General features: G+C 35.5%; 20 protein-coding genes and 1 pseudogene. 18 read left to right on the top strand and 3 right to left on the bottom strand.

From position 1 onward, the window contains the following. The first annotated feature begins 1 nt into the window (after position 1). From FTT77_RS10085 to FTT77_RS10000, 18 genes and pseudogenes are all read left to right on the top strand, one after another. Positions 2-1,264 carry a flippase gene (locus FTT77_RS10085; RefSeq protein WP_180109527.1) on the top strand — a complete coding sequence of 421 codons (1,263 nt, stop codon included), beginning with the start codon at positions 2-4 and terminating at the stop codon, positions 1,262-1,264. 133 nt (positions 1,265-1,397) lie between these two features. Beyond that, positions 1,398-2,573: an O-antigen ligase gene (locus FTT77_RS10080; RefSeq protein ID WP_180109526.1), complete on the top strand. Its 1,176-nt coding sequence runs from the start codon at positions 1,398-1,400 to the stop codon at positions 2,571-2,573. A gap of 10 nt (positions 2,574-2,583) precedes the next feature. Continuing rightward, entirely contained in the window at positions 2,584-3,513 is a 930-nt protein-coding gene (locus FTT77_RS10075; RefSeq protein ID WP_218645659.1) for an ATP-grasp fold amidoligase family protein, read from the top strand. 7 nt (positions 3,514-3,520) lie between these two features. Further along, positions 3,521-4,696: a glycosyltransferase family 4 protein gene (locus tag FTT77_RS10070; protein WP_180109525.1), complete on the top strand. Its 1,176-nt coding sequence runs from the start codon at positions 3,521-3,523 to the stop codon at positions 4,694-4,696. Positions 4,697-4,714: 18 nt separating this feature from the next. Continuing rightward, positions 4,715-5,923 (top strand): UDP-N-acetyl-D-mannosamine dehydrogenase, encoded by a 1,209-nt coding sequence (gene wecC, locus FTT77_RS10065; protein WP_180109524.1) that lies wholly within the window; start codon positions 4,715-4,717, stop codon positions 5,921-5,923. Further along, positions 5,923-7,068, top strand: coding sequence for a non-hydrolyzing UDP-N-acetylglucosamine 2-epimerase (gene wecB, locus FTT77_RS10060; RefSeq protein ID WP_180109523.1), 1,146 nt, complete (start codon positions 5,923-5,925; stop codon positions 7,066-7,068). Before wecC ends, wecB begins: the two co-directional genes overlap by 1 nt. Before the next feature lie 172 nt (positions 7,069-7,240). Then, positions 7,241-8,344: a glycosyltransferase gene (locus tag FTT77_RS10055; protein ID WP_180182525.1), complete on the top strand. Its 1,104-nt coding sequence runs from the start codon at positions 7,241-7,243 to the stop codon at positions 8,342-8,344. Between the two features lie 21 nt (positions 8,345-8,365). After that, a pseudogene (locus FTT77_RS10050) lies at positions 8,366-8,800 on the top strand (glycosyltransferase); the annotation flags it as partial. Then, positions 8,789-9,898 carry a glycosyltransferase family 4 protein gene (locus FTT77_RS10045; protein ID WP_180109315.1) on the top strand — a complete coding sequence of 370 codons (1,110 nt, stop codon included), beginning with the start codon at positions 8,789-8,791 and terminating at the stop codon, positions 9,896-9,898. The pseudogene FTT77_RS10050 and the gene FTT77_RS10045, both read left to right, overlap by 12 nt. After that, entirely contained in the window at positions 9,895-10,833 is a 939-nt protein-coding gene (locus FTT77_RS10040) for an NAD-dependent epimerase/dehydratase family protein (RefSeq protein WP_180109274.1), read from the top strand. Before FTT77_RS10045 ends, FTT77_RS10040 begins: the two co-directional genes overlap by 4 nt. 7 nt (positions 10,834-10,840) lie before the next feature. Further along, positions 10,841-11,854: a glycosyltransferase family 4 protein gene (locus tag FTT77_RS10035; protein ID WP_180109275.1), complete on the top strand. Its 1,014-nt coding sequence runs from the start codon at positions 10,841-10,843 to the stop codon at positions 11,852-11,854. Continuing rightward, positions 11,847-12,374 carry an acetyltransferase gene (locus FTT77_RS10030; protein ID WP_180109276.1) on the top strand — a complete coding sequence of 176 codons (528 nt, stop codon included), beginning with the start codon at positions 11,847-11,849 and terminating at the stop codon, positions 12,372-12,374. The genes FTT77_RS10035 and FTT77_RS10030 overlap by 8 nt, the downstream gene beginning before the upstream one ends. Positions 12,375-12,419: 45 nt before the next feature. Beyond that, the gene (locus tag FTT77_RS10025) at positions 12,420-14,294 is read left to right on the top strand and encodes a nucleoside-diphosphate sugar epimerase/dehydratase (protein ID WP_180109277.1); all 1,875 of its coding nucleotides are present in this window, start codon (positions 12,420-12,422) and stop codon (positions 14,292-14,294) included. Between the two features lie 77 nt (positions 14,295-14,371). After that, positions 14,372-15,247 carry a UTP--glucose-1-phosphate uridylyltransferase GalU gene (galU, locus tag FTT77_RS10020; protein ID WP_180109278.1) on the top strand — a complete coding sequence of 292 codons (876 nt, stop codon included), beginning with the start codon at positions 14,372-14,374 and terminating at the stop codon, positions 15,245-15,247. Positions 15,248-15,259: 12 nt separating this feature from the next. Next, a complete protein-coding gene (locus tag FTT77_RS10015; RefSeq protein WP_180109279.1) occupies positions 15,260-16,513 on the top strand; it encodes a nucleotide sugar dehydrogenase in 1,254 nt (417 codons plus the stop codon). Between the two features lie 5 nt (positions 16,514-16,518). Next, positions 16,519-18,186 carry a glucose-6-phosphate isomerase gene (gene pgi / locus FTT77_RS10010; RefSeq protein ID WP_373686711.1) on the top strand — a complete coding sequence of 556 codons (1,668 nt, stop codon included), beginning with the start codon at positions 16,519-16,521 and terminating at the stop codon, positions 18,184-18,186. Beyond that, positions 18,179-19,195 (top strand): UDP-glucose 4-epimerase GalE, encoded by a 1,017-nt coding sequence (galE, locus tag FTT77_RS10005; protein WP_180109281.1) that lies wholly within the window; start codon positions 18,179-18,181, stop codon positions 19,193-19,195. Before pgi ends, galE begins: the two co-directional genes overlap by 8 nt. 183 nt (positions 19,196-19,378) lie before the next feature. After that, positions 19,379-20,821, top strand: a complete 1,443-nt coding sequence (locus FTT77_RS10000) for a capsule assembly Wzi family protein (RefSeq protein ID WP_180109282.1) — start codon at positions 19,379-19,381, stop codon at positions 20,819-20,821. Between the two features lie 102 nt (positions 20,822-20,923). Here the strand turns inward: FTT77_RS10000 and FTT77_RS09995 are convergent, their stop codons facing one another. From FTT77_RS09995 to FTT77_RS09985, 3 genes are all read right to left on the bottom strand, one after another. Beyond that, a complete protein-coding gene (locus FTT77_RS09995; protein ID WP_180109283.1) occupies positions 20,924-22,294 on the bottom strand; it encodes a phosphomannomutase CpsG in 1,371 nt (456 codons plus the stop codon). Positions 22,295-22,382: 88 nt separating this feature from the next. After that, entirely contained in the window at positions 22,383-23,978 is a 1,596-nt protein-coding gene (locus FTT77_RS09990; protein WP_026056512.1) for a Tn7-like element transposition protein TnsE, read from the bottom strand. A gap of 8 nt (positions 23,979-23,986) precedes the next feature. Then, a complete protein-coding gene (locus tag FTT77_RS09985) occupies positions 23,987-25,528 on the bottom strand; it encodes a TnsD family Tn7-like transposition protein (RefSeq protein ID WP_180109284.1) in 1,542 nt (513 codons plus the stop codon). Between the last annotated feature and the right edge of the window lie 24 nt (positions 25,529-25,552).

Below are 25,552 nucleotides of genomic sequence, written 5' to 3'. Positions count from 1 at the left end.
TATGCTGAATAGAATTAAAGCACTTAAAAATCGTTTAAGTACCAATAAGGATGGTAAAGCTTTAGCCAGTAACTTTGGTTATCTGATGATAATGCAAATTGCTGGCTATATTTTTCCATTACTCACTATTCCTTATTTGGCACGAGTAATAGGGGTGGACGGTTTTGGTAAAATTGCTTTTGCAGCAGCAGTAATAGTTTGGTTTCAGACTATTACTGATTGGGGCTTTAGTTATACCGCTACCCGTGATGTAGCACGTAATAGAGATAATTTAGAAAAAGTGTCTGAAATTTTTTCTAATGTACTTTGGGCTAAAAGTTTACTTGCTTTAGTTTCTTTTATTATACTTTTTATTCTTACTGAATTTATTCCTTACCTAAAAGAAAATCAAATACTATTATTCATTACCTTTATGCTTGTACCGGCTAAAATTTTATTTGCTGACTGGTTTTTCCAAGCTATAGAAAAAATGAAATTTATTACAATTTTTGATTTAATTTCTAAAGCTATTTTTACCATATGTATTTTTTTATTTGTTAAAGAAAAATCTGATTTCATTTTACAACCTTTATTTTTAAGTCTAGGCTCAATATTAGTAGGTGTGGTTTCATTTTACTTGATTATTTTTAAATGGCAGGTTAAAGTATTACCCCCTAAAAAAAAAGAGATAATGCTGACTATAAAAAATAGTAAAGATGTTTTTATTAATAATATTGTACCAAACTTTTATAATAGTTTCTCATCGGTACTGCTTGGTTTTTGGGGAGGTAGTGTAGCAAATGGTTTATTAGATGCAGGTAGTAAATTTGCCAATATTGCTCAGCAATTTATTAATACTATTTCACGTGTATTTTTTCCATTTTTATCTAGGAAGGCAAATAAACATAATATCTATGTTAAGATTAATATTTCTATATCAATAGTTGCTTCTATAGTTTTGATCTTAGTAGCTCCTTTTATTATAAAGATTTTCTTTACACCTGAGTTCTATCAATCGATTATTGTTCTGCAAATTATAGCCTGTTCCTTAGTGTTTTTAGCATTAAGTAGTACTTATGGAGTTAATTATATGATTATCCATGGGTATGAGAGATCTTTAAAAAATATTACGGTTATAAGCTCTTTAATAGGATTTACATTATGTTTTCCATTAATCTATTTTTATGATTTTATAGGAGCGGCTATTACAGTTACATTAACTAGAGCTATCCTAGGTTTAAGTATAATGTTTAAAGCTAAAAGTATTAAGAGGATAAGTGTTTAAAAATGAAAAGGGATGCTTTAGATGCTTAAAGGTAATTTTATAACTTCGAATAAGTTAATTTTTTATATAAATCTTTTAATTCAGATCTAAGGTTAATTATATGGGTATTCTATGGAAATTAAGCTGAGTACTTATGAGCAATCTAAAAGTTAGTAAGTTAAGTTGTATAAGAGAAATACTATTACTAAGTATTTTAGTGTATCTATCTCAAGGATTTGTAATACCAAAGGGGACAGTGTTTACACAAATTTCACTTCTCTTAATATTTATAATTTCTATTTACTATGGTTATAAAGTTATTTTATTGGAAGCACATCGGAGTCTATTTATTGGAGCTTGGTCTGCACTATTGATATTGTGTATGGTAGGTTATTTAATTACTCTAGACATAGGAAATCCTTATTATTTTTCTCAAATTAAGGCAATACTTTTATTCTTGTTACCTTTATTTCCATTTTACTACTTAGCTAAAAATGGGAAATTGACTGAAAAGCATTTATTACGCTTCTTTCTATTAATGTTTTTAGTAACAATTCTGAATTTTAATTATTCTGAGAAGTTAATTTTATTAAGTCGAGATAATGATAGTAGTGATGTAGTAAATAATTTGGCTTATCAATTTGTTTTATTAATCCCTTATTTATTTATGGTAAAAAGAAACTTGGTTTCTATCTTGTTTTTTGGTATTATTTTTTCCTTCATTATACAAGGATCTAAAAGAGGAGCTCTAATAGTTGGTGTATTAATATCTCTATTTTTTATATATCATAGGTTGAGTATGATTGATCATAAATATAGAGTTCGTAGTTATATTCTATTAACTTTCTGTATGGGGTTTTTAGTGTTTTATTTATATAAGTACTTTTTAAGTAATGAGTACTTAATTAATAGATTTTCAAGGATAGATGATGGTGGGAGTGGTAGAGATATTATTTACTCAAGTTTATTAGGGGCTTGGTATAATAGCGATAATATTTTAAATTTTATTTTTGGTTATGGATTTTCTAGTACGCTAGATTTATCCTCTACTGGGAATTTTGCTCATAATGATTGGCTTGAAATTCTAATAAATTTTGGTTTATTAGGATTCTTCTTATATATTCTTATTTTCTTAGGTCTACTGAAAATAGTCTATAAAGAGAAATTTAAGAAAGAATATAAGTTGGTTTTGTTAGCTATAATTTTTATGTGGTTTCTTATTACTCTTTTTTCAATGGTTTTTAACTCATACTCTAGTGTAATAATAACACTATTAATCGCTTTTCTTATTGGACGCAGTAAGTTCGAAAAGAAAACTAATTGTATTTAAAGGGTGTGGTATGAATATGAAAGTTATTTTAAGAAAATTTCAAACCTTTCTTAATAATCCAAGAATTCTTTTAATTAAGATTTTGTATTTAATTTCCCCAATTTTTAGTGATGCTCTTTATTTAAAGTTACTTTTTCCATTGAAAACTGGTTATAAACTTAATTTAAATAAGCCTAGAACATATAATGAAAAATTGCAATGGTTAAAAATTCACTATAAAACACCTGTTATGACGAAAATGGTAGATAAGTTTCTTGCAAAAGAGTTTGCAAGAAATATTATCGGTGATGATTTTATTGTTAAATCTTATGGTACTTGGAATAGTTTTGAAGAAATTGATTTCAATGTGTTACCCAAAAGCTTTGTTCTTAAAACTACTCATGATCAAGGTGGTGTAATTATTGTTCGTGATAAAAATAAGTTAGATAAAGAATATGCTAAAAACAAATTAAGTAAGCATTTAAATAGACAGCATTATTTTCTTTCACGTGAATGGCCATATAAAAATGTTAAGCCTAGGATTATGGCGGAAGCTCTTTTAATAGATAATGAAGTAGATGATTTATATGATTATAAATTTTATTGTTTTGATGGTGAGCCTAAAATTATGTATATAGCACATGGAAGGCATACAGATACTTGCTACTTTGATTTTTATGATATGGATTTCAATAAGTTGGATATTTCTAGACCTGGATATCCTCAATCTAATCAACATTTTGAAATTCCTGCTAACTGGGAATTAATGAAACAGTTAGCAAGGAAGCTGTCTTTAGGCTTCCCTCATCTTCGAGTAGATTTCTATAATATTAATGGGAGAGTATATTTAGGAGAATTAACTTTTTTCCAAGGAGGCGGTCTTATGCCATTTCAGCCGGAAATTTGGGATAAAGTATTAGGAGATTGGATTCACTTAGAAAAATTGAGTAATTTTAAGTAGAGACTTTATGAAGATAGCTAAAATTTTAGTTGGTGATCCAACTAATAAAAAAGGAATGTTTAATAATATTTTAGAGAGGACAAAGCATTTAATGCTTGTCGAGCCAGATGTAGATTGCTATATGATTCGCATTGAATATGGCTTTATATTAGGTTTTTTAAAGAAAAAAACACCTAAATGTAAACGCGAGGAGTTTACATTGGTTGATGGAGTTAAGTTCAAAAACCTATGGCTTAAAATGGATTTTTTTAGTTATTTAATAACTCATTATTTACATAAAAGAATTGTGATCTGTCCTAAGAAACTAAAGCAATATTCAAATCTCTTTAAAAATTATGATTTATTATCTACTCATGGTATAGAAGCTCATTATTTATCTGTGCTTGTAAAGGAAAAATATCAAATTCCTTTTGTTGCTACATGGCATGGATCAGATATTAATATTACTCCTTTTCATACTATTCAGACTAAATGTGAAGTAAAAAAAATATTAGATATGGCTGATCATAATTTTTTCGTTAGTGAAAAGTTAATGAAAATCTCTGACAAAATTAGTAAAGACGCAAGTAAAGGGGTACTTTATACTGGACCAGCTAAGAATTTTTATAGATTTTCAAATGAGAAAATAAAACAATTACGTGATAAATATCAAATAAAAACTACATATATTGTTGGTTTTATTGGGAATATAGTTGAAATTAAAAATGTTTTAATTCTTCCTGCTTTATTTAAAGAAATTCAAAAAAGATTAAACAATGATGTAAGCTTTATAGTCGTAGGAGATGGTAATTTAGACTCTAAATTAGAACAAAAATTTTGTGAGCAACAGATTAATAATCTATATCTGATGGGGAAAAAAGAACCAGAGGAAGTGCCAGATATTATGAATTCCTTAGATTTGTTAGTTCTACCTAGTTTGAATGAAGGGTTACCTCGTGTTACTTTAGAAGCTCAAGCTTGTGGGGTCTGTGTGGTGGGTTCCAATCGTGGAGGAATTCCTGAGGCAATTGGTAGTGAAAACTGTTTTGAATTAGATGGAAACTTTGTTCATAATGTGGCAAATAGAACAATAGAGCTCCTTTCTGGTAAAAGGGATATTTTACAGTTACCTGAAAAATTTTCTTGGGATACGGCCATTAAGAAAGAACTATCTGTATATCATTCTTTAAATAATATATTTTAGGTTTAGGAGCCTTAATTAATGACATCGTCAGTGACTACACTTGGATTAGGTTATATTGGATTGCCCACATCTGCCTTAATCGCTACTCATAAAATTCCTGTACATGGGGTCGATATTTCACAGAAAGTTGTAGATACAATTAATGCTGGAAAAATTCATATTGTAGAGCCAGACTTAGATTTGGCAGTAGCAAATGCAGTAAAATCTGGTTATTTAAAAGCGAATATTAAGCCTGCTGAAGCAGATACCTATCTTATTGTGGTACCTACACCATTTAAAGGTAATCATGAACCAGACATTTCCTATATTCAAGTGGCTACAGAAAATATTTTACCTCTGTTAAAAGAAGGTGATTTATACATTATTGAATCGACCTCTCCGGTTGGTACCACAGAGTGTATGCGGGATTTTATCTATACACGCCGTCCAGAGTTAACTGACAAACTTTATATAGCTTATTGCCCAGAGCGTGTTTTACCTGGTAATGTTATGTATGAATTGGTTTATAATGACCGTGTTATAGGTGGTATCAATTCTGCTTCTACCGAAAAAGCAGTCGCTTTTTATAAGCAATTTGTCAAAGGTGAGTTGCATAAAACCAATGCACGCACTGCAGAAATGTGTAAATTGACAGAAAACTCTTCTCGAGATGTCCAAATCGCATTTGCAAATGAATTGTCTTTAATTTGTGATAAAGCTGACATTAACGTTTGGGAACTGATCCACCTTGCCAATAAGCACCCTCGCGTTAATATTCTTCAGCCTGGTAGTGGTGTAGGCGGACATTGCATTGCTGTTGATCCATATTTTATTACTGCAGAATTTCCACGAGAAGCTCAAATTATTGGTAAAGCGCGTGAAATTAATAATTATAAAGCTTTTTGGTGTGCAGAAAAAATTACCGACACTATTCGTGATTTTGAAGTGAAGCATAATAAGACACCATCTGTAGCTTTAATGGGCCTGGCTTTTAAACCAAATATTGATGATTTGCGCGAATCACCGGCGATATACATCACACAAAAAGTATTACAACAGGCTAAAGGAGAGACTTATTTCATCGTTGAACCAAATGTTGAAGAGCATCCTTATTATAAAATTACCAAGCTAGAGGAAGCTATTGAGAAAGCGGATATTGTAGCTTTACTTGTCGCACATAATGAATTTAAAGATATTGCTATTAGTAATGGAAAAGTGATTTTAGATTTCTGTGGGGTGATTAAATAATGAAGGTTTTGGCTGTATTTGGCACACGCCCTGAAGCAATTAAAATGGCCCCTTTGGTCAAAGCATTAGAAGCAGATGAGTTTTTTACTGCAAAAGTTGCAGTAACAGCTCAACATCGTGAGATGCTTGATCAAGTGTTGGAGCTTTTTGAAATAAAACCAGATTATGACCTAAACTTAATGAAGCCTGGTCAAGATTTATATGACGTAACTTCGGGTGTATTACTGGGATTACGTGATATTTTAAAAGACTTCCAACCTGATATTGTTTTAGTTCATGGGGATACGGCTACAACATTTGGTGCCTCATTAGCAGCTTTCTATCAACAAATTCCTATTGGACATGTTGAAGCAGGTTTACGTACTAACAATATGTATTCACCATGGCCAGAAGAAGCAAATCGTGTTTTAACTGGTCGCTTAGCACAATGCCATTTTGCACCTACTATACGTAATCAAAATGCATTGTTGGCAGAAAATATACCAAAATCACAGATTTTAGTTACAGGAAATACAGTGATTGATGCATTACAAATAGTTGTGAGCAAGATTGAATCATCATTTGAGTTACGTGAATCTATCCAAGATGCTCTAACTCAAGCTGGCTTAAGCATAGATGTAATCGGTAAACGTTATTTATTAGTTACAGGTCACCGTCGAGAAAATTTTGGGGGAGGCTTTGAAAATATTTGTGCTGCTCTTGCGCAGTTGGCAATAAAAAATCCTGAAACACATTTTGTTTACCCTGTTCATTTGAACCCGAATGTTCAAGAACCTGTGAAACGTTTATTAGGTAGTTTAAAAAATATTCATTTAATTGAGCCTCTAGGTTATGAGTCTTTTGTATACTTAATGCAGCACGCTTATTTGGTACTAACTGATAGTGGTGGGGTACAAGAAGAGGCTCCTGGTCTTGGTAAACCTGTTTTAGTCATGCGAGATACAACAGAACGACCTGAAGCTGTGGAGGCAGGCACTGTCCGACTAGTAGGAACAGATGTAAATGTGATTACTATGCAAGTTCAGAAATTGCTCGATGATACAGTTATTTATAAAACTATGTCTAAAGCTCATAATCCCTACGGAGATGGAAACGCTAGTTGTCGCATAATAGAATATCTTAAGAATAATAAATTTACTAAATAAGTGGATTAAAATAATAAGTCAATATACTATTTATATTAGATCTCTTGCGAAAGTATCGTTTTACCTAATTTTTGAATTGGCTAAAACCTTATAAAATGTAGCTTTAGGCTGTTTAATTTTGACCCAACGCAAGAAGTCTATTATAGTATATTGAATTATGAGATTTATTTATATGAAAGTAAAGAGAATTTTGCATGTAACAGCTTTAAGAGAGTTGGGGAGTGGTCAAAGAAATCAACTTAAATATGAAGTTAATGCAGCAAAAGAGATACAAGATATTAACTGGAATACAATAGCTTTTCATTCTGGTGAAAAAATTGAAAGTTTTGAAAGTAGAACTCCTAAGTATATTGATGTATTAGTATTTCGTAATATTTATTTTTGGTTAAAAGTAATAAGAATGAGTAAACATTATGATATTGTCATGTTTCGATATCTACCTTTTGATATATTTTCAATTATATTTTCTCCATTTGTGAAAAATAGAGTAAGTGTACACCATTCTAAGGAAATTGAAGAGTTGGTATTAATTAAAAAAGGTTGGAAAGGTATCTTTGCTTCAATCATAGAAAGGTTTACTGGGAAAATATCTATTAATAATAGTTTGTTAATAGCTGGAGTTACAGAGGAAATAGCAAAATATCAAAATGAAAGAAGGAAATTAAATAAAAAATATGTTACTTACCAGAATGGTATTAAATTAAGTGATATATGTATTGCTGATGATAATAGATTAGATAATGAGATAAATATTATTTTTGTTTGTAGCTATTTTACTGAATGGCATGGTTTAGATATCTTGCTAGATTTTCTTAATACAAATGATATAGATGATAACTTTTTTGTACATTTAATTGGAAATTTGAATACTGATCAACTTTTAATAATTGAAAATAATAAATATAAGAATAATATTAACGTCTATGGTGCCCTAAATAAAAATGAAATTTATTCAATAGCATCGAAGTGTGATACAGCTTTAGGTTCATTAGCTTTATTTCGTCAAAATATGACTGAGGGGTCAACTTTAAAAGTTAGTGAAATGCTTGCTATGGGAATACCAGTATATTCTGGTCATAAAGATGCTTCATTACCTGAAGACTTCCCCTACTATACTTTTAAAAAAGATTTTAATTTTTTTGAATTATTAAATTTTTCTAAAAAACATAAAGTTATATCTAGATTGGAAGTTCGGGAGGCATCTAGTGTGTATATAGAAAAGAGTAATATTATGAAAAACTTTATTCGAACACTGAATTGCATAATTGAAGACTAAATTTAAATTAAGTGACTTACTATGATCGTAGTTCTTATAGGTACTGTTGCATCAAGCTTCTATGGTTTTCGTGCAGATTTAATTCGCACACTTTTAAAAAAAGGTCATCAAGTTTATGCGTTTACTTCTGAATATACGGCAGAAGACCTAAAAAAAATAGAAAAGTTGGGTGCTACACCAATTACATATGCATTAAACCGTGGTGGATTGAACCCACTTGCAGATATAATTGCAACATATCAACTCTCAAAAAAAATTAAAGCAATTAATCCTGACTTAGTATTCTCTTATTTTTCTAAACCTGTCATTTTTGGAACTTTAGCTGCTAAATTGGCAGCAGTGCCTCGTAGAATTGGTATGTTAGAAGGTTTAGGATATACATTTACTGATCAGCCTAATGGAATATCTTCTAAGGCTAAGTTAATACGGAATATTCAGATCCTCATGTTAAACATAGTTTATATTATCACTCGCTCAGATGTGCTTGGTGGTGCGAGCGTACACCTACTTGATCTAGCGAAAGGCATGATCAGACAAGGGCATCAAGTTCATATCTTGGTAGGTGGAGAAGGAGCTTTTACTGAAGAGCTAAAAAAAAATAATATAAATTTCAGTTCATTGGAGTACTTAAAAAGAGAAATCTCTATAAAAGATGATTTACTAGGTTTTTGGGAAATAAAAAAACACTTAAAACAGCTGAAGCCAGATATAGTACATTGCCATTCTAGTAAGGCAGGCTTATTGGGTCGTTTAGCAGCTAAATCCTTGAATTTACCTGTAGTGTTTACAGCACATGGGTGGGCTTTTACAGAAGGGATAAGTCCAACAAAACAAAAAATTTATGCGACTTTAGAACGTTTTATGACTAAGTTTTCAGATCATATTATTACAGTTTCAGAGTTTGATCGTATTTATGGTTTTAATTTTGGTGTTGGATCGCCAGATAAGGTAACTACTGTTCATAATGGTATACCTATTCAAGACTTACAAACTAAAGAGACTAAAGTGGTTGGTCAGCCTTGTAAGGTAATAATGGTTGCACGTTTTGATGATCAGAAAGATCAAATAACTTTAATTCAAGCATTAGGTTTGTTGAAAGATAAAAATTGGGTTATGGAGTTTATAGGATCAGGCCCTACTCTTGAACGTTGCAAACAAGAAGCAAAAAAATTAGGGTTAGAAAATAAAATAAAATTCCTTGGACAACAACGTAATGTTAAAGATTTTTTAAATAACTCTGATATTTTTGTGTTATCTACAAATTATGAAGGGTTTCCTTTAACAATCCTTGAAGCTATGCGAGCTAAATTACCTGTTATAGCAACAAATGTTGGCGGTAATAATGAAAGTATTGTAGGTGAAAAAACAGGATTTTTAACAAAAAAGAATGATGAAAAGGATCTATCCCAAGCTCTTTCTACTTTAATTGATGATAGAAATTTAGTTATACAAATGGGTAAGCGTGGATATGAACGTTTTATGACAGAATTTACACATGATTTAATGCTTAAAAAAATTCTTAAAATCTATACAGAAGTAGTGGCTAGAAAATGAAGCTATTAATCACAGGTGCAACAGGATTTGTAGGTACAGCTCTGACTGAACGGGTGAGTAGTGTGTATGACACGATTGCTTTAGTCCGCACTCAGAACCACGTACTTTCTGCAAATATCCAACAACTTATTGCTGCTAATATTTTTGCAGCAGACTTACCTGAAAATATAGACGTCATTATTCATTTAGCTGGTCGTGCCCATATTTTAAATGAACAAACAACAGACCCATTGAGCGAATTTCGCAAAGTGAATGTAGAAGGTACTTTGCAATTAGCGCGTCGGGCTTTAGAAAAAAAAGTAAAACGCTTTATATTTATGAGCTCTATCGGTGTGAATGGTTCAGTGACATCACAGCAACCATTTACAGAAGATGCAGCACCTCAGCCTCATGCAGATTATGCTGTTTCCAAACTAGAGGCTGAACACGAACTTAAAAAACTGTTTGCGGGATCAGATACAGAATTAGTTATTATTCGCCCGCCTTTAGTTTATGCCGCTCATGCACCAGGTAACTTTGCTCGGTTACTCAAACTAGTTGCAAGCAATTTACCTTTACCTTTTGTAGGCACAAAAAATAAACGTAGCTTTGTTGCACTTGAAAATTTGGTAGACTTTATTCAAACCTGTATTGAACATCCAAATGCAGCCAATCAAACATTTCTAGTTGCAGATCAAACGAGTATTTCGACACGTGAATTGGTGCAATATTTAAAACAGGGCATGGGAAAACCTGCACGTTTTATTTATATTCCGCAATCGCTTATGAAACTCGGGGCAGTATGTATTGGCAAATCCAAACTCTATGAGCAGTTATTTGAGTCACTAGAGGTCGATACGACCAAAGCTCAGAAGTTGTTGGGTTGGGCAGCGCCATTGAGTACCGAGCAAGCGATGCTGCAAGCGGGTCAAAATTATTTAAAAATGAAAGAGTAATTTACGCATGTCAATTTTTGCACTGAGCATCGTATTTTTTATACTGACATTACTATTCACAGGCTACATGCGTCATTATGCCCTCAAAAAAAATATAATAGACAATCCCAATGAACGTAGCTCTCACAGTGTACCCACGCCCCGCGGTGGTGGGGTTGCGGTAGTGTGTAGCTACTTGTTGGCGCTGGCTGTGCTGATATACAGCCAACAATTGACCGTACATATTGGTTTAACCCTGATAGCAGCGGGTTTTGTCATCGCTTTACTTGGTTTTTTAGATGACCATGGGCATATTAACTCCATGCTGCGTTTAGCCGTACATTTCTTAGTAGCCATTGGCGTGGTGATCAGCTTAGGTGGCTTTAGCGAAGTTACAGCTTTTAATGGACTGCAACTCGGCTTTATCGCCAATATTATTGCAGTTTTATTTTTGGTGTGGTTGCTGAATCTATATAATTTTATGGACGGTATTAACGGTATTGCCAGTGTTGAGGCCATCACTACCACAGTCAGTATGGCAATTTTGTATTATGTGCTAAATACCACATTAAACTCAGACATATTATGGTTATTGGCAGCCTGTGTATTTGGCTTTTTACTGTGGAACTTTCCCAAGGCTAAAATTTTCATGGGCGATGCCTGTAGCGGATTTCTCGGCCTCACTTTGGGTATTTTGGCGCTCATCGCCCTCAAAGAAAACTTGGCACTGTTTTGTGCGTGGATCATTTGTCTAGGTGTGTTTGTGGTCGATGCAACATATACCCTCATAAAGCGCGTGATGAGTGGCTATAAAATGTATGATGCACATCGAAGCCATAGCTATCAAATTTTATCGCGTAAATGCGGGAGTCATACCCCCGTGACGTTAGCGGTTGCAGCAATTAACCTATTGTGGTTATTTCCTGTCGCTTATATGACGGTTACACAAGCATGGGCGTACCCTGAATGGGCAGTACTGATTGCCTATATACCATTGTTAATTGTGGCTATAAAATTCAAAGCAGGTCACCCAGATGCTTAATAAACCCAGCTTGTTAATTTTAGGTGCAGGGGGATACGGTTTGGCTGTTGCAGAAGCTGCAGAACTGAGTGGACAATGGCAAGAGATTATGTTTGCCGATGACCGTTGGCCTGCAACACAGCAAGTGGCGGAATATAACATTGTGACAAATATTGCCAATTTAAATCAGTTGCAGAATACGCAGCTTCAAGCGATTGTGGCAGTAGGCAATAATACATTACGGCAGCAATGGCAACAGACCTTGCGAGCCTTGAGTATAGAATTGACTTCGGTGATTCATCCACACAGCATGATTAGTCCAACCGCTCAAATCGGTTTAGGGGTCAGTGTGATGGCAGGGTGTATCATTAGTCGTAAAACTGTGATCAACGATGGTGTAATTTTAAATATTGGTACATTATTAGATCATGATGTGGTCATTGAGCAATTTGCCCATTTAAGCGTGGGGGTAAAAGTCGCAGGTGGTCAAACTATCGCCGCACATTCATTTTTAGAGGTTGGAACCTGTATTCTGCATTAAAGTAATACGGTGTTTTAAAATTCAAATATTAATAATTGTATATTTATGAAATCCATTATCGAACCTGCTGTTGAATCCCCCCGCCTAGTCAAACTTGCATTTTTAATGGTGCTGGACTTTTGTGTATTTCCTGTCTTGCTATGGCTATGTTATGCCATTCGCCAGTTTGATTTAGGCGCAGAAGTGGTCCCCAACTTGGCTTTTGGTTCGGTATGGGCGAGTGTGATTGCCGTTGTATCGCTGTTTATTTTTGGGGTGTATCGCTTTATTGTTCGTACCTACAGCGAACTGTTTATGTTCAAGCTGGGGTTGGGTACTGCTTTGACTGTGGCAGGGTTGTATGCGTTGGCATATTTTACCGATGCTTTTATTCCCACTTCTATTCCGCTCATGTTCGGCTTTCTCATGTTCGCTTGGGTCTGGTTTAGCCGTGGTTTTATTCGCTTTATCGTGCGTTCTTATTTACAAGCCGATGTACAAAAAAAACGTGTGGCGATTTATGGTGCAGGCAATGCAGGACAGCAAATTGCAGGAGCACTCTACAATTCCGATGAACACTTACCCGTGTTGTTTATTGATGATGATCCATCACTCACAGGGCAGCAATTGGGACGTTTGAAAGTCTACGACGCAGACAGCGCATTAAAATTACTGGCTAAAAAAAATGTCGATGAAATCTTAATCGCGTTACCCTCTGTAGGACGTACACGTAAAAGTGAAATTGTGAAGTTCTTAGAGCCAGCGTATATTAAAATTACTGAAATTCCTGGCTTAACGAAATTGGTCGATGGTGATATCCATGTTTCCGATATTCGTGAAATTGATATTATTGATTTATTGGGTCGTGACCCTGTATCTCCAGTTCCTGAATTACTGGCGAAAAATATCCAGAATAAAGTCGTGATGGTCACAGGGGCGGGTGGTTCAATTGGTTCAGAACTATGTCGCCAAATTATTAAAAATAATCCACGACTACTGGTGATATATGAGTTAACTGAGTTTGCGCTCTATAGCATTGATAAAGAGTTACGTCTTAAATCGAATGTTGAAATTATTCCTATTTTAGGTTCTGTATTAGACGAAGCAAAACTTGAACGTGTGCTTGAGCAATATGATATTCAAACCGTTTATCATGCAGCTGCATATAAACATGTTCCATTGGTTGAATGTAACCCATTAGCAGGTTTAAAGAATAATTCTGTGGGTACCGCTTTTAGTGTGAACGCGGCAGTTAAAAAAGGCGTAGAAACATTTGTATTAATTTCAACAGATAAAGCTGTGCGCCCAACCAATGTGATGGGTGCTTCCAAGCGAATGGCGGAGTTGTATTGTCAAGCGATGGCTGAGGCTCAAAACCAAACACAAATTAGTATTGTGCGTTTTGGTAATGTTTTAGGTTCTTCCGGTTCAGTTGTTCCTTTATTTAAGCAACAAATTGCCAAAGGTGGTCCAATTACTGTCACCCATCCTGATGTTACTCGCTATTTCATGACAATTCCTGAAGCATCTCAACTTGTTATTCAGGCTGGTGCATTAGGTACTGGCGGGGATGTGTTCTTACTCGATATGGGGGAACCAGTCCGTATTCAGGATCTCGCTCGTCAAATGATTTCGTTGAGTGGATTAAAAGTTCGTGAAGAGGGAACTGATATCGGTGATATTGCAATCGAATATTCGGGACTTAGACCTGGTGAAAAATTGTATGAGGAATTATTGATTGATCAAGAGAATACTCAAATAACAGATCACAGCCGTATTCTTCGTTCATTTGAAAAGCATTATCCACTGGAGCAATTGTTAGCAATATTTGAGCGTATCCATAGTTTAACGGCTATCGAAAGTGATGTTGAATGGGCTTTAGAGCAACTCGAGCACTATGTCGATGGTTATCAACGTGGTACGGAAATTAAGGTAAACTAAGTTCAAGAAGAAAATAACGTGCTTGGTTTTTATATAAAGCTAGATTGAAAAATTTGACTAAAATTTAGGTATGAGAAATGATCAAAAAAGCCATTCTTCCAGTCGCAGGCCTCGGGACACGTTTTTTACCTGCCAGTAAATCTATTCCTAAAGAAATGGTGACGGTGGTTGACCGTCCGGCCATTGAATATGTAGTCAAAGAAGCAGTTGCTGCAGGGATTGAACAGATTATTCTTGTTACCCACTCTTCAAAAGCCTCGATTGAAAACTACTTTGACCGTAATTTTGAGCTGGAAACCACTCTAGAACATAAAAAGAAATTTGATTTACTCAAAGAAATCACTGAAATTTTACCACCACACGTGAGTGTGATTAGCGTACGTCAACCACAGCCACTTGGTTTAGGTCATGCAGTTTTATGTGCCAAATCTGTTGTGGGGAATGATGATTTTGCTGTGCTATTGCCAGATGTTTTAGTCAAAGATCCATCAGACCAAAACGATCTGAGTTTGATGATTCAACGTTTTGATGAAACACAAGCATCACAAATTATGGTGGAAGCTGTACCTGATCATTTGGTGGATCAATATGGCATTGTAGATGTTGCTTCTACACCTGCAGAAGGGCATAGCATTCAAATGCGAGGCATTGTGGAAAAACCGGCAGTCGGAACTGCGCCATCCAATTTATCGGTAGTTGGCCGCTATATCTTACCTGCCAAGATTATGCAATTATTGGAAAACACACCCAAAGGTGCGGGTAATGAAATTCAATTGACCGATGCAATTGCTATGCTGCAGGCGACCGATACAGTTGAAGCCTATCGGATGAAAGGTCAAACTTTTGATTGCGGCAGTAAATTAGGCTATCTCAAAGCAGTTTTACATTATGGCGTAGACCATCCAAAATTAGGTGAGGAATTTAAAGCGCTGATCAAAGAACTAAAACTATAAAAAGAGATTGATATGAAAGTTGCAGTATTTGGACAAACACTCTTTTCAGGTGTATTTGCTGCTTTACTAGCAGAATGCGGTCATCACGTTTTTTGGTATGAACCACTGAAAACGTGTGAAAGCGAACAAATGTATATGCAAGATGAAGCTATAAAAAATCTACTCAATAAACAACAAAGTAGTTTTTTAAAATACTGCGACTTTAATGATATTCCTTTAGATGCAGATGCCTATTTCTTCAGTTTTAACCCAGCTGAAGAAAAGCAATGTATTGAAATTCTTCAAAACATCAAACAACGTCCCATTATTCACCCTAAACTGATGATCAATGCGTCTACTTTAGGACTACATGGAACAGAAAAATTTGCAAAAATTTTGCATGAAGATGAGTGGGTCTATTTACCCGACATGATTCAGGAAGGAAACGCTTTACAAAGCTTTGCCCAAGCCAAGCAGTTGATTGTTGGAGCTGCATCGGATATTGCTCAAATTAAAATTAAGGAACTCTTACGCCCTTTATTCCCACGTCAGCAGCAATATTTATTTATGCCCATTTTAGATGCTGAATTTACCAAGTTGAGTATCTCTGGCATGTTGGCGACACGAATTAGTTATATCAATGACTTGGCAATGGTTGCTGAGAAATTAGGCATTGATATTGAGTCAGTTCGTCAGGGGATGGCTGCAGATAACCGTATTGGAGGATCTTATCTCTATCCGGGGGCAGGCTTTGGTGGAGAAAACTTTTCACATGATATTCAGACCCTAACGCATACGGTGTCAGGTGTGGGCGCAAATAGCCAATTACTAGCTCAAGTTTGGGAAATTAATGAGCAGCAAAAAGAAGTTTTATTCCGTAAATTATGGAATTATTATCATGGTGATTTAAAAGGGAAAACTGTTGCAATTTGGGGTGCTGCATTTAAAGAAAAAACCTCCAGTACGCGACAATCTCCTATTCATGCCATGTTGGCAGCACTATGGGCTCAAGGTGTAAAAGTTAAATTACACGACCCTCAAGCCTTGGATGAAATAAAAAAAATATATGGTGAGCGACCTGATCTTATATATTGCATAGAGCAATATGAGGCAGTGCAAGATGCACATGCTTTGTGTTTATTGACTGCATGGAAACAATATTGGAGTCCAAATTATACCGAATTGCTTAAAACCATGCAGCATCCACTTATTTTGGATGGGCGCAATATTTATGATCCAGCATATGTGAAGTCTCAAGGTTTTGCATATATGGGGGTAGGACGTTAATGGCTATGAAAACTCAACCCTATACGGTCGAACATTTAGATTCAGTTTTAGGCAGTCTTCATAGTTTGAAAACTGAATTTGAAAATAAGCATTTAACAGAACTCTTTGCTGAAGACCCTCAGCGATTCGAAAAATTCTCTGTAACTTTAGAGCCGGTAGTTTTTGATTTTAGTAAACATAGAGTCAATCAGCCCGTTGTCAAAAATCTAGTCCAGTGGGCACAGACACAAGATTTAACCTCGTGGATAAAGCGTTTATTTTCTACTGAAGAAATTAACTATACTGAACAGCGTGCAGCCTTGCATTGGGCGCTACGGTTACCTAAAGATGATCAGTCTCATCCTGAATTAGCAGAACAAGTGCATACACAACTTGAGCGTATGTATGCTTTGGTAGAAAAAATTCATGCCGGCCAATGCCGCGGTGCAACGGGTGAAGTCATTCAAGACGTGGTCAATATTGGTGTCGGAGGGTCAGACTTAGGACCACTGATGGTGAGTCATGCCTTATCTGATTTCAAAAAATCCACACATAAGCCACTCAATGTGCATTTTGTGTCGACCATTGATGGTAGCCAGCTTTCAGATTTATTGCATCAACTTCGCCCCGAAACCACGCTATTTATTATTTCTTCAAAATCGTTCGGGACCATTGATACCTTATCCAATGCGCAAACAGTTCGTTTATGGCTCGAAAAAGCACTTGGACAAGAATCACAAATTTTAAAGCATCATTTTATTGGCGTATCTACCAAAGCAGATAAAATGACAGAATGGGGTATTGCAGCCGAAAACCAATTTTTGCTCTGGGATTGGGTAGGCGGTCGCTATTCACTTTGGTCATGTATTGGTTTACCAATTGCACTGACAATTGGTGTTGATGGCTTTAAACAACTGTTAGCTGGCGCATATGCAGTAGACCAGCATTTTCAAACGGCACCTTTCGAACAGAACATACCTGTATTAATGGGTTTATTGGGGGCTTGGAATAATAATTTCCTTGATATTCAGACTCATGCTGTATTGCCCTATGATGGGCGTTTGAAATATTTTGCCTCGTATTTGCAACAATTGGAAATGGAGTCGAACGGTAAATCGATTCAGCGTAATGGTCAAAAAGTAGACTGGGATACTTGCCCGATTGTATGGGGGGAAGTGGGACCAAATGCGCAGCATGCTTTTTATCAATTACTGCATCAAGGCAGTCAAGCAGTGAGTTGTGATTTTATTGCGCCAGTGCAGCGCTATCAGGCACAACAATTTACCTATGTCGATAATGCAGAGGCGCTGGTGGAACAGCATCATTTGGCCTTATCCAATTGTTTGGCTCAATCGCGCTTACTGGCATTTGGTAATCAAGCTTTAAATCAACAAGAAGTACAAGATTTGCCGGAATATAAACAATATGAAGGTAATCAACCAAGTTCAACCATTTTATTGCAAGAGCTAAATCCATATAGTTTGGGCATGTTGATCGCAATGTATGAACATAAAGTTTTTGTACAGTCGGTGCTTTGGAACATTAACCCGTTTGATCAATGGGGTGTAGAAAAAGGCAAAGAAATTGCCAATCAGCTACTTCCAATATTAAATGGTGATCGAAAGGATATTGCGGATTTAGATGGTTCAACGCAAGGCTTACTACAAATATTATTAGGAAAAACCAATGGCTAAAATTTTAGTAACAGGTGGTGCAGGTTATATTGGTTCACATACTTGTATTCAACTTTTGAGTGCAGGGCATGAGGTTGTTGTACTGGATAATTTGTCCAACAGTTCTGTCGAATCTTTAGCACGTGTTCAAGCGTTGGCAGCTAAAAAATTAGATTTTGTTGAAGGTGATATTCTCGATCAGCAAATTTTAGATCAAATTTTTAAGCATCATTCTATTGATGCAGTGATTCACTTTGCAGGCTTAAAAGCTGTGGGTGAAAGCCAAAAAGAGCCACTAAAATATTTTGAAAATAATATCTCAGGTTCTATTAGCTTAGTTAAAGCAATGGAACGTGCCCAGGTTTTTAAATTGGTCTTTAGTTCATCGGCAACAGTCTATGATGAAGCCAATATTTCACCCTTGAATGAAACCATGCCTACAGGTATGCCAAGTAATAACTATGGCTATACCAAACTGATTGTCGAGCAATTACTAGAAAAATTATCGGCTGCAGATGAGCGCTGGTCAATCGCTTTGCTGCGTTATTTTAATCCTGTAGGGGCACATCAAAGTGGTCAAATTGGTGAAGACCCACAAGGGATACCCAATAATTTGATGCCTTATGTCACACAGGTGGCAGTCGGCCGTCGTGATAAGTTGTCAATTTTTGGCAATGATTATGACACGGTAGATGGTACAGGTGTGCGTGATTATATTCATGTGGTTGATTTGGCCAATGCACATTTATGCGCATTGAATCATCGTTTAAAAACGCAAGGATGCCGCGCTTGGAATATTGGTACAGGCAATGGGATTTCAGTAAAACAAATTCGAGATACTTTTGAGAAGGTAAATGGTGTTGAGATACCATTTGAATATGTACCTCGTCGAGAAGGTGATGTTGCAACCTCATTTGCTGATAATGCCCGTGCTGTCGCAGAGTTAGATTGGCAGCCTCAATATGGTTTAGAAGATATGTTGAAAGATAGCTGGAACTGGCAAAAGCAAAATCCAAATGGTTATAACTAAGATTTAAATTTAGTGTGTAAATTCATTAAAGACAGTATGGCGAATTTTGTATTTGCCATACTTCTCACTACTTAACTTAAGTCGTGAGTCGTGTATTGATTGTGCAAAAATAATTACAGATCTTATCTTTTGTTTGAAAAAAATCGTTATCATATGTAAAAGATAAATTGATTGAAATAACATATGAAATATCAAGCTCTTAGGGTTTTATCATTTGCGATTTTTTCTTCTCTAGCTCTGCCGGTTTGCGCTCAAGGGATCATTTTGAATAATGATGATCTACGTACAGATCTAAATTGGCTGAATCAGCAAGGTGTGATCCAAATCAGCACTTCGACTTGGCCATTGAGTGGTGAAGAAATTCAGCGTGCATTATCTACTGCCAAAATTGAAAATAATGCTCAGCAGAAAGTTGTCAGTTCGGTTATGGCAAATTTAGAAGCAGAAAATACCTCTATTAAGCTCGATTTATTTGCTGAAACAGATCCACAAAACATCCCGCAAAAATTTGCAGATGAGCAAAAATCGCAATATCAAGCGGCCCTTGAATTGAATGCAGGTGGAACGCAGTGGGATGCAAGACTGCGAGTCAATGCTGAAAAAGATCCAATCATTGACCATGGACATGATGTCAATTTAGAAGGTTCTTATATTGCAGGAAAATTGTGGAATCAATGGTTGATTGCGGGACAAATCCCAACCTATTGGGGACCTGGACATGAAGGAAGCCTAATCCGTGGTGATACGAGTCGCCCTGTTTATGGTTTTACTATGCAAAGAGCAGAACAACAGGCCTTTGAAACAAAGTTGCTGTCATGGATTGGACCTTGGCAATATCAAGCTTTTGCAGGTCAATTAGATGACTACAGTGCGATTCCAGATGCCAAACTATTAGGGCTGCGTCTAACTGCACAGCCATTGCCTTACTTGGAGCTAGGCGCTTCTCGAATTCTTCAATGGGGAGGTGAGGGGCGCTCAGAAAGTTTTGACTCATTATGGAATGCAATTAAAGGTAATGACAACTTTTATGATGGCGATCTAGATAAGTCTAATCAAATTGCGGGTTTTGATGCACGCCTTAATTTAAACCACTGGAGTGGTGTCCCGATTAGCCTGTATGGGCAGTATGTAGGTGAAGATGAAGCTGGGCTTCTTCCTTCAAAAAAAATGTATTTAGCAGGGGTAGATTATTCTTCACAATTGAATAATTTACCTTTGCAGGTGTATGCGGAATGGGCTGATACTCGAACAAATGGCGACGTACAAGGTATTTCCTATAATCACTATATTTATCAAGATGGTTATTATCAACATGGTTACCCTTTAGGTCATGCGATGGGCGGGGATGGTCAAATGCTAAGTCTTGGTGGAGATATTCGCTTTGATGTTATGAATCGCTTAAATGGTCGAGTAATGATGGCCAAAGTGAATCAGTCAAATTCAATAAATAATCATGCATTTGCGCAAAAAGATGAAATTAAAGCTTTAGATCTTACTTGGACACATTACTTAAAACCAAATGCACCATTGAAGCTGAATGGATGGGTGAGTGATTCTGATGTCTATGGTCAAGATGCGGGAGTGTCTATCGGAGTCGAAATTCCATTGGATCGTTCATTATTTTAATCAGTTATCAGCTTAAATAGAATTTCTTTTGAGTTAAGCTAAAAATAAACCATTCAACTTAATGAATAAGTTGAATGGTTTTTTATTAGCATGCAGAAAAATTTACCCTTGAATCAACTGCGTTAATTCATCGACATAATCTTGCATTGGTTTTGGATTTTGGTCTTTACGGCTTTCAATATTTAAGCGTAAAAGTGGTTCAGTATTCGATGCTCGAACATTGAGACGCCATGCACCAAAATTCAGACTGACACCATCCGTTTCATCAATTGCAGGATGTTGATCGGCAAAGTGATCAAAAATCTTTTGAATGGTGGCTTGAGTATCCGCAACTTTAAAATTGATTTCACCCGAACAAGGGAACTTTTCAATCATTTCTTCAACCAGTGAAGACAATGTTTGCTGGGTTTCTGAGAGTACAGAAATTGCCAATAACCAAGGAATCATACCGCTATCACAATAAGAGAAATCACGGAAGTAATGATGTGCTGACATTTCACCGCCATACACTGCATTGTGCTCACGCATTTTTTCTTTAATGTATGAATGCCCTGATTTAGACTGAATCGCTTCACCTTGGTATTGTTCAATGACATCAAAGGTATTCCAAACCAGACGAGGGTCATGCACAATTTTCTCACCAGATTGTTTCAGTAAGAACGCTTGTGCCAATAGACCGACAATATAATAGCCTTCAATAAATTGACCTTTCTCATCAAACAGGAAACAGCGGTCAAAGTCACCATCCCAAGCAATGCCCATATCCGCAGCATGTTCAAGCACTGCATTTTGAGTACTGTCACGATTTTCAACTAAAATTGGGTTGGGAATACCATTCGGGAAAGTACCATCGGCATCATTGTGAATTTTGACAAATTCAACAGGCATATTGAGCTGTTTAAATTTTGCTTCAATGGCATCAACCACATGACCAGCCGCGCCATTGCCTGCATTCATGACCAATTTAAGTGGGCGAATTTTGGCAGGATCAATATAAGACATTAAATGATCAATATATTCAGGAAGAATATTGTATTTTTCAGTTTTGCCTTTAGTGATAACTTCATTAAAGTTGCCTGATTCAGCCAATAAGCGAATTTCTTTTAACCCTGAATCGGCTCCAATCGGACGTGCATTTTCGCGGACCAATTTCATGCCGTTATAGTCCATCGGGTTGTGGCTTGCCGTGATTTCGATCCCACCTTGAACATCTAGATGAAAGGCACCGAAATAGACTTCTTCAGTCCCCGTCATACCTAAATCTAATACATCAACACCCGCATCATTCAGACCTTTGATGGTGGCTTGTTTTAAATCTTCACTGCTGAGACGGATGTCGCAGCCCATCACAATCTTGTTTGGTTGATAAATTTGCCCATACGCACGACCAATTTTATAAGCAATCTCTTCATTGAGTTCTGTACCAAGTTTGCCGCGAATGTCATAGGCTTTAAAACAAGTAAGTTGTGTCATCTAAATTCTCGAAATAATTCCTGCGAAGTAAGGAAGGTATGATTATAGAAGGAAAATCGCTCCTATATGCCAAGATACTGTTTAACCTTTATATTGATTTTGCTTTTGCTAAGATCCGTTGAGCCCAGTCAACATAATAATTTACATCGTCTAGTTGTTCCTTTTTTGAAGGATGATTAATTGTAGTAAAGGCGGTAATACCTCTTACTTCAGATATAAACTTTTTAGGCCAACTGAGTGATTGAGAAAGTATTGAATTGTTTAATTTTTCGAAATCTATCTCAATTAATAATTGAGTTTTTTCTTCATATCGGAGTAATAGTGTAGAGATGTTCTTTTTTCCATCTGATGTATCAATTTCACATAGATAGAATTGTTCATCATTTTTTGTGTTTATAATTCTATAGACATAAAAGTATCGTAGTTGATTGGCGTTAGAAAACTTGTGGCCTCGGAAACGTTTATATTTTTTAAACGGTGAATTCTTAATTTCTTTGATTTCATATCCTTTTTGTTCAATTTTGTCCAATACCTTAATCAAGTCTTTATGAGTGACTCGCTCTAGTTGAATATCTGATTCTGTTGTAACTCCAGGCAGAGTACCCTCTATATCTCCTTCTCCGCCAGCAAATCCTTCTTCTTGATTTTGGTCTTTATCCATCTGCTTTCGTCTTTGCCGTATGGTAGTTTCGGAAGGGGGCGTCTCTAAAGAAATTTTTAATTCTTCTATCGTATAAATTTTTCCTGGGAGGTTTCTTAGTTTGGCTATTAGTTTATCGATATCTGCATCAGCTTTTTGATTTAATTTTTCTCTAGGTGGACATGTTGGTGTTGACTGCTTGGGATTTTGTCCTTGAGCATTTTTTATTTGTTGTATAATCTTTTTTGAAGTGAAATGAAATTGAATAGGGCGGTTGATAGCTGTATCAAGATTTTTGAAAGACGTGATGCGCTCAATTCTGTAAATACCTGTTTTTTTATTAAAAATACCCTCTACTGTTAGGTTAATATTTTTGATATTAGGAGCTTCCATATCAAAATTAAAGCTTTTAACACCTTTTTGATCAACAATTGTTTTTTGATAAATACTAAGGAAGGCCTTATTTAAGTCCGGCTGTAATAAAATTAAAGCTAGCTTCTTTAAAAAATGAGGATCAGAGATATCAGCTCTCATAATTTTTTTGTTTTGCGCAATATTAATATGTATAGCATTTTCATCATTCATATCCACTAAAATATCTGTTGAATAATTTTCTGCAAAAAGTGCTGCACGTAAAAGATAGGGGTGTGAAAAAAATAGATCCCGAGCAAGAATAAGCTTAGGTAAAAGAATTGTCATATTTTTCTTTAATATGGGTGAATCATAATTAAACTCAAAGTATAACTGACCGTTATGCGTTTTTTGATAATTGTTCTTGGATAAATCTAAAACGTTGAGCGCTGAAAAATCCACTGATTTCAGGGTGTGGTTAAATAATTTCTGTGGATCAGGATTGGCAATTGGAGTTTTATGGTAATAAAGAAGAATACTTTCAATTGGCAATTTAAGATGAATATACCGTTTAATAAGAGGGTTAAATAAACAAGTATCAATATCAAACCGAGTTTGACCATGTCGACTAATTTTTTTCGCAGTATAATAAATCATATCTTTCGGTAAATATTCGATCAGACAATCACTCATTTTTAATTTCACCCCCAAATACTATTAAAAAATCTACGAGCTTCTGGCGTTAATCGTTCAGGGCTTAATCCGGATAGTCGAAGAAAAACACTCGGTGGATAGAACTGATTTTCAGTGTATTGGCGAATAAATGTTCGTGTAAGACGGCGTATTTGATAACAATCTGCAGACTCAGCGTAACGCTCTAGAAAGGCGGTGGTGAGTGGTAAAAAACTCCAGTTTTTTTCAATCATACTTACCGAGCCAAGTTGCTTAATAAAAAACTTTTTTGTCCATTGTGGAGAGTCGAGATCTTCTAATAATTGATCCCGGATTTTGATGAGTTGTTTAATCAATTGTTGATCTCGCTTTTTCCAATCTACACGTGGCTTGGGAATGGCTGAAGGTAATACCACAGCAGATTTATTTGTCAGTAATAGCCAGTTCTTATGATTACGATATAACCGAGCGTAAAGTGCAGGATCACATTGACGTGCCTGCTTAACAGAATTTTTCTGAATTAATTTTGTCCATTGTTTTTGATCTTCAGATAATATCATATCTATTTTATTATTAACCCATACAGGGGGAGCTTCGTGCTGCTGATCTAAGTTTGTTTTTTCTATAGATGCTAAGCTAACATATTGCTTATATGTTTCAATTGGTTTTTGCTCTGGAACCAGCGATTTTAATACAATGCAATGCTCAAGATAAGAAAATGCTTTACGATGTTTCCTGCACATATTTTTGAGCCAGCAGTTCTCAGAAAGAAGATCATCTAAATGATAGTATTTAAGAAAGCTTTCGCCCCAGTAATCTAAGACAAGGTGACGAATTTTTTCGTAGTTGATATTTTTTTGACCTGACAGTAAGCCTCTGTCTTTCAATAGATTGAAGTAGGCATTTGATAAAATCGAAACATCTTGTACTGCAATATGGCTAGATTGAATAAGTAGATCCTCGATTATTTTTGCTAACTCTAGATGACGCTTTAAGTCTTGTGAATTAATAAAAAGTTGTGAGGAGTCAATAAGGACATTTAAATGAGCATTATAAAATCTTCGGTCTAGCCCATTGCAAGGAACAGAGCTGACAAAAAGGGCAGATTCATGCTTTATGCAATATTCATATCCTGTAATCTGCCAGCTGCGTTTCCAGTAAACTTCACCATATTGCTCCATCTGTTCTTGCCAGCAATGAGGGCAGAACCGAAAAAAATTTACAGATTTGATTCGTGACGCATTTTTTCCCAACTTGGTATGTAATGATTGATACTGTTCACCCTGTAATACATGTACAGCATAACGCATCACTGTATCAGGTTGAAATGGTTGATAAATTGGTAATAAGGTGTGGTGGTTGATTAAATAGAGTGCATCATAGCAATCGGGTAAATAACTAGCCAATTTTCCTATATGAGATGGTAAATCGTAAGTTGGCGTCAAATTTCTATTATTGAATAATTCTTCAGTAAGGTATTTGGGACTTAAAATTCCATTGTGAATAGCATAACGTGCAATCACGCTGTAAATTAACTCATCTGGATATGGTATTGGAAAATTTGAAATCATAATACACTTACTCTCTATTTTTTG

It is taken from the genome of Acinetobacter sp. YH01010 (assembly GCF_013420775.1).
GTDB lineage: Bacteria > Pseudomonadota > Gammaproteobacteria > Pseudomonadales > Moraxellaceae > Acinetobacter > Acinetobacter amyesii.
This window is presented reverse-complemented; position numbering and strand designations above follow the sequence as displayed.

Coding starts and splice junctions, on each gene's coding strand:
- FTT77_RS10045 (WP_180109315.1), top strand. CDS start 8,789: ATGTTAAACATAGTTTATATTATCACTCGCTCAGATGTGCTTGGTGGT.
- FTT77_RS10030 (WP_180109276.1), top strand. CDS start 11,847: ATGCTTAATAAACCCAGCTTGTTAATTTTAGGTGCAGGGGGATACGGT.
- pgi (WP_373686711.1), top strand. CDS start 16,519: ATGAAAACTCAACCCTATACGGTCGAACATTTAGATTCAGTTTTAGGC.
- FTT77_RS09990 (WP_026056512.1), bottom strand. CDS start 23,978: ATGAGTGATTGTCTGATCGAATATTTACCGAAAGATATGATTTATTAT.
- wecB (WP_180109523.1), top strand. CDS start 5,923: ATGAAGGTTTTGGCTGTATTTGGCACACGCCCTGAAGCAATTAAAATG.
- FTT77_RS10085 (WP_180109527.1), top strand. CDS start 2: ATGCTGAATAGAATTAAAGCACTTAAAAATCGTTTAAGTACCAATAAG.
- FTT77_RS10035 (WP_180109275.1), top strand. CDS start 10,841: ATGTCAATTTTTGCACTGAGCATCGTATTTTTTATACTGACATTACTA.
- galU (WP_180109278.1), top strand. CDS start 14,372: ATGATCAAAAAAGCCATTCTTCCAGTCGCAGGCCTCGGGACACGTTTT.
- FTT77_RS10075 (WP_218645659.1), top strand. CDS start 2,584: ATGAATATGAAAGTTATTTTAAGAAAATTTCAAACCTTTCTTAATAAT.
- FTT77_RS10025 (WP_180109277.1), top strand. CDS start 12,420: ATGAAATCCATTATCGAACCTGCTGTTGAATCCCCCCGCCTAGTCAAA.
- FTT77_RS09995 (WP_180109283.1), bottom strand. CDS start 22,294: ATGACACAACTTACTTGTTTTAAAGCCTATGACATTCGCGGCAAACTT.
- FTT77_RS10080 (WP_180109526.1), top strand. CDS start 1,398: ATGAGCAATCTAAAAGTTAGTAAGTTAAGTTGTATAAGAGAAATACTA.
- FTT77_RS10040 (WP_180109274.1), top strand. CDS start 9,895: ATGAAGCTATTAATCACAGGTGCAACAGGATTTGTAGGTACAGCTCTG.
- galE (WP_180109281.1), top strand. CDS start 18,179: ATGGCTAAAATTTTAGTAACAGGTGGTGCAGGTTATATTGGTTCACAT.
- FTT77_RS09985 (WP_180109284.1), bottom strand. CDS start 25,528: ATGATTTCAAATTTTCCAATACCATATCCAGATGAGTTAATTTACAGC.
- FTT77_RS10015 (WP_180109279.1), top strand. CDS start 15,260: ATGAAAGTTGCAGTATTTGGACAAACACTCTTTTCAGGTGTATTTGCT.
- FTT77_RS10000 (WP_180109282.1), top strand. CDS start 19,379: ATGAAATATCAAGCTCTTAGGGTTTTATCATTTGCGATTTTTTCTTCT.
- FTT77_RS10070 (WP_180109525.1), top strand. CDS start 3,521: ATGAAGATAGCTAAAATTTTAGTTGGTGATCCAACTAATAAAAAAGGA.
- FTT77_RS10055 (WP_180182525.1), top strand. CDS start 7,241: ATGAAAGTAAAGAGAATTTTGCATGTAACAGCTTTAAGAGAGTTGGGG.
- wecC (WP_180109524.1), top strand. CDS start 4,715: ATGACATCGTCAGTGACTACACTTGGATTAGGTTATATTGGATTGCCC.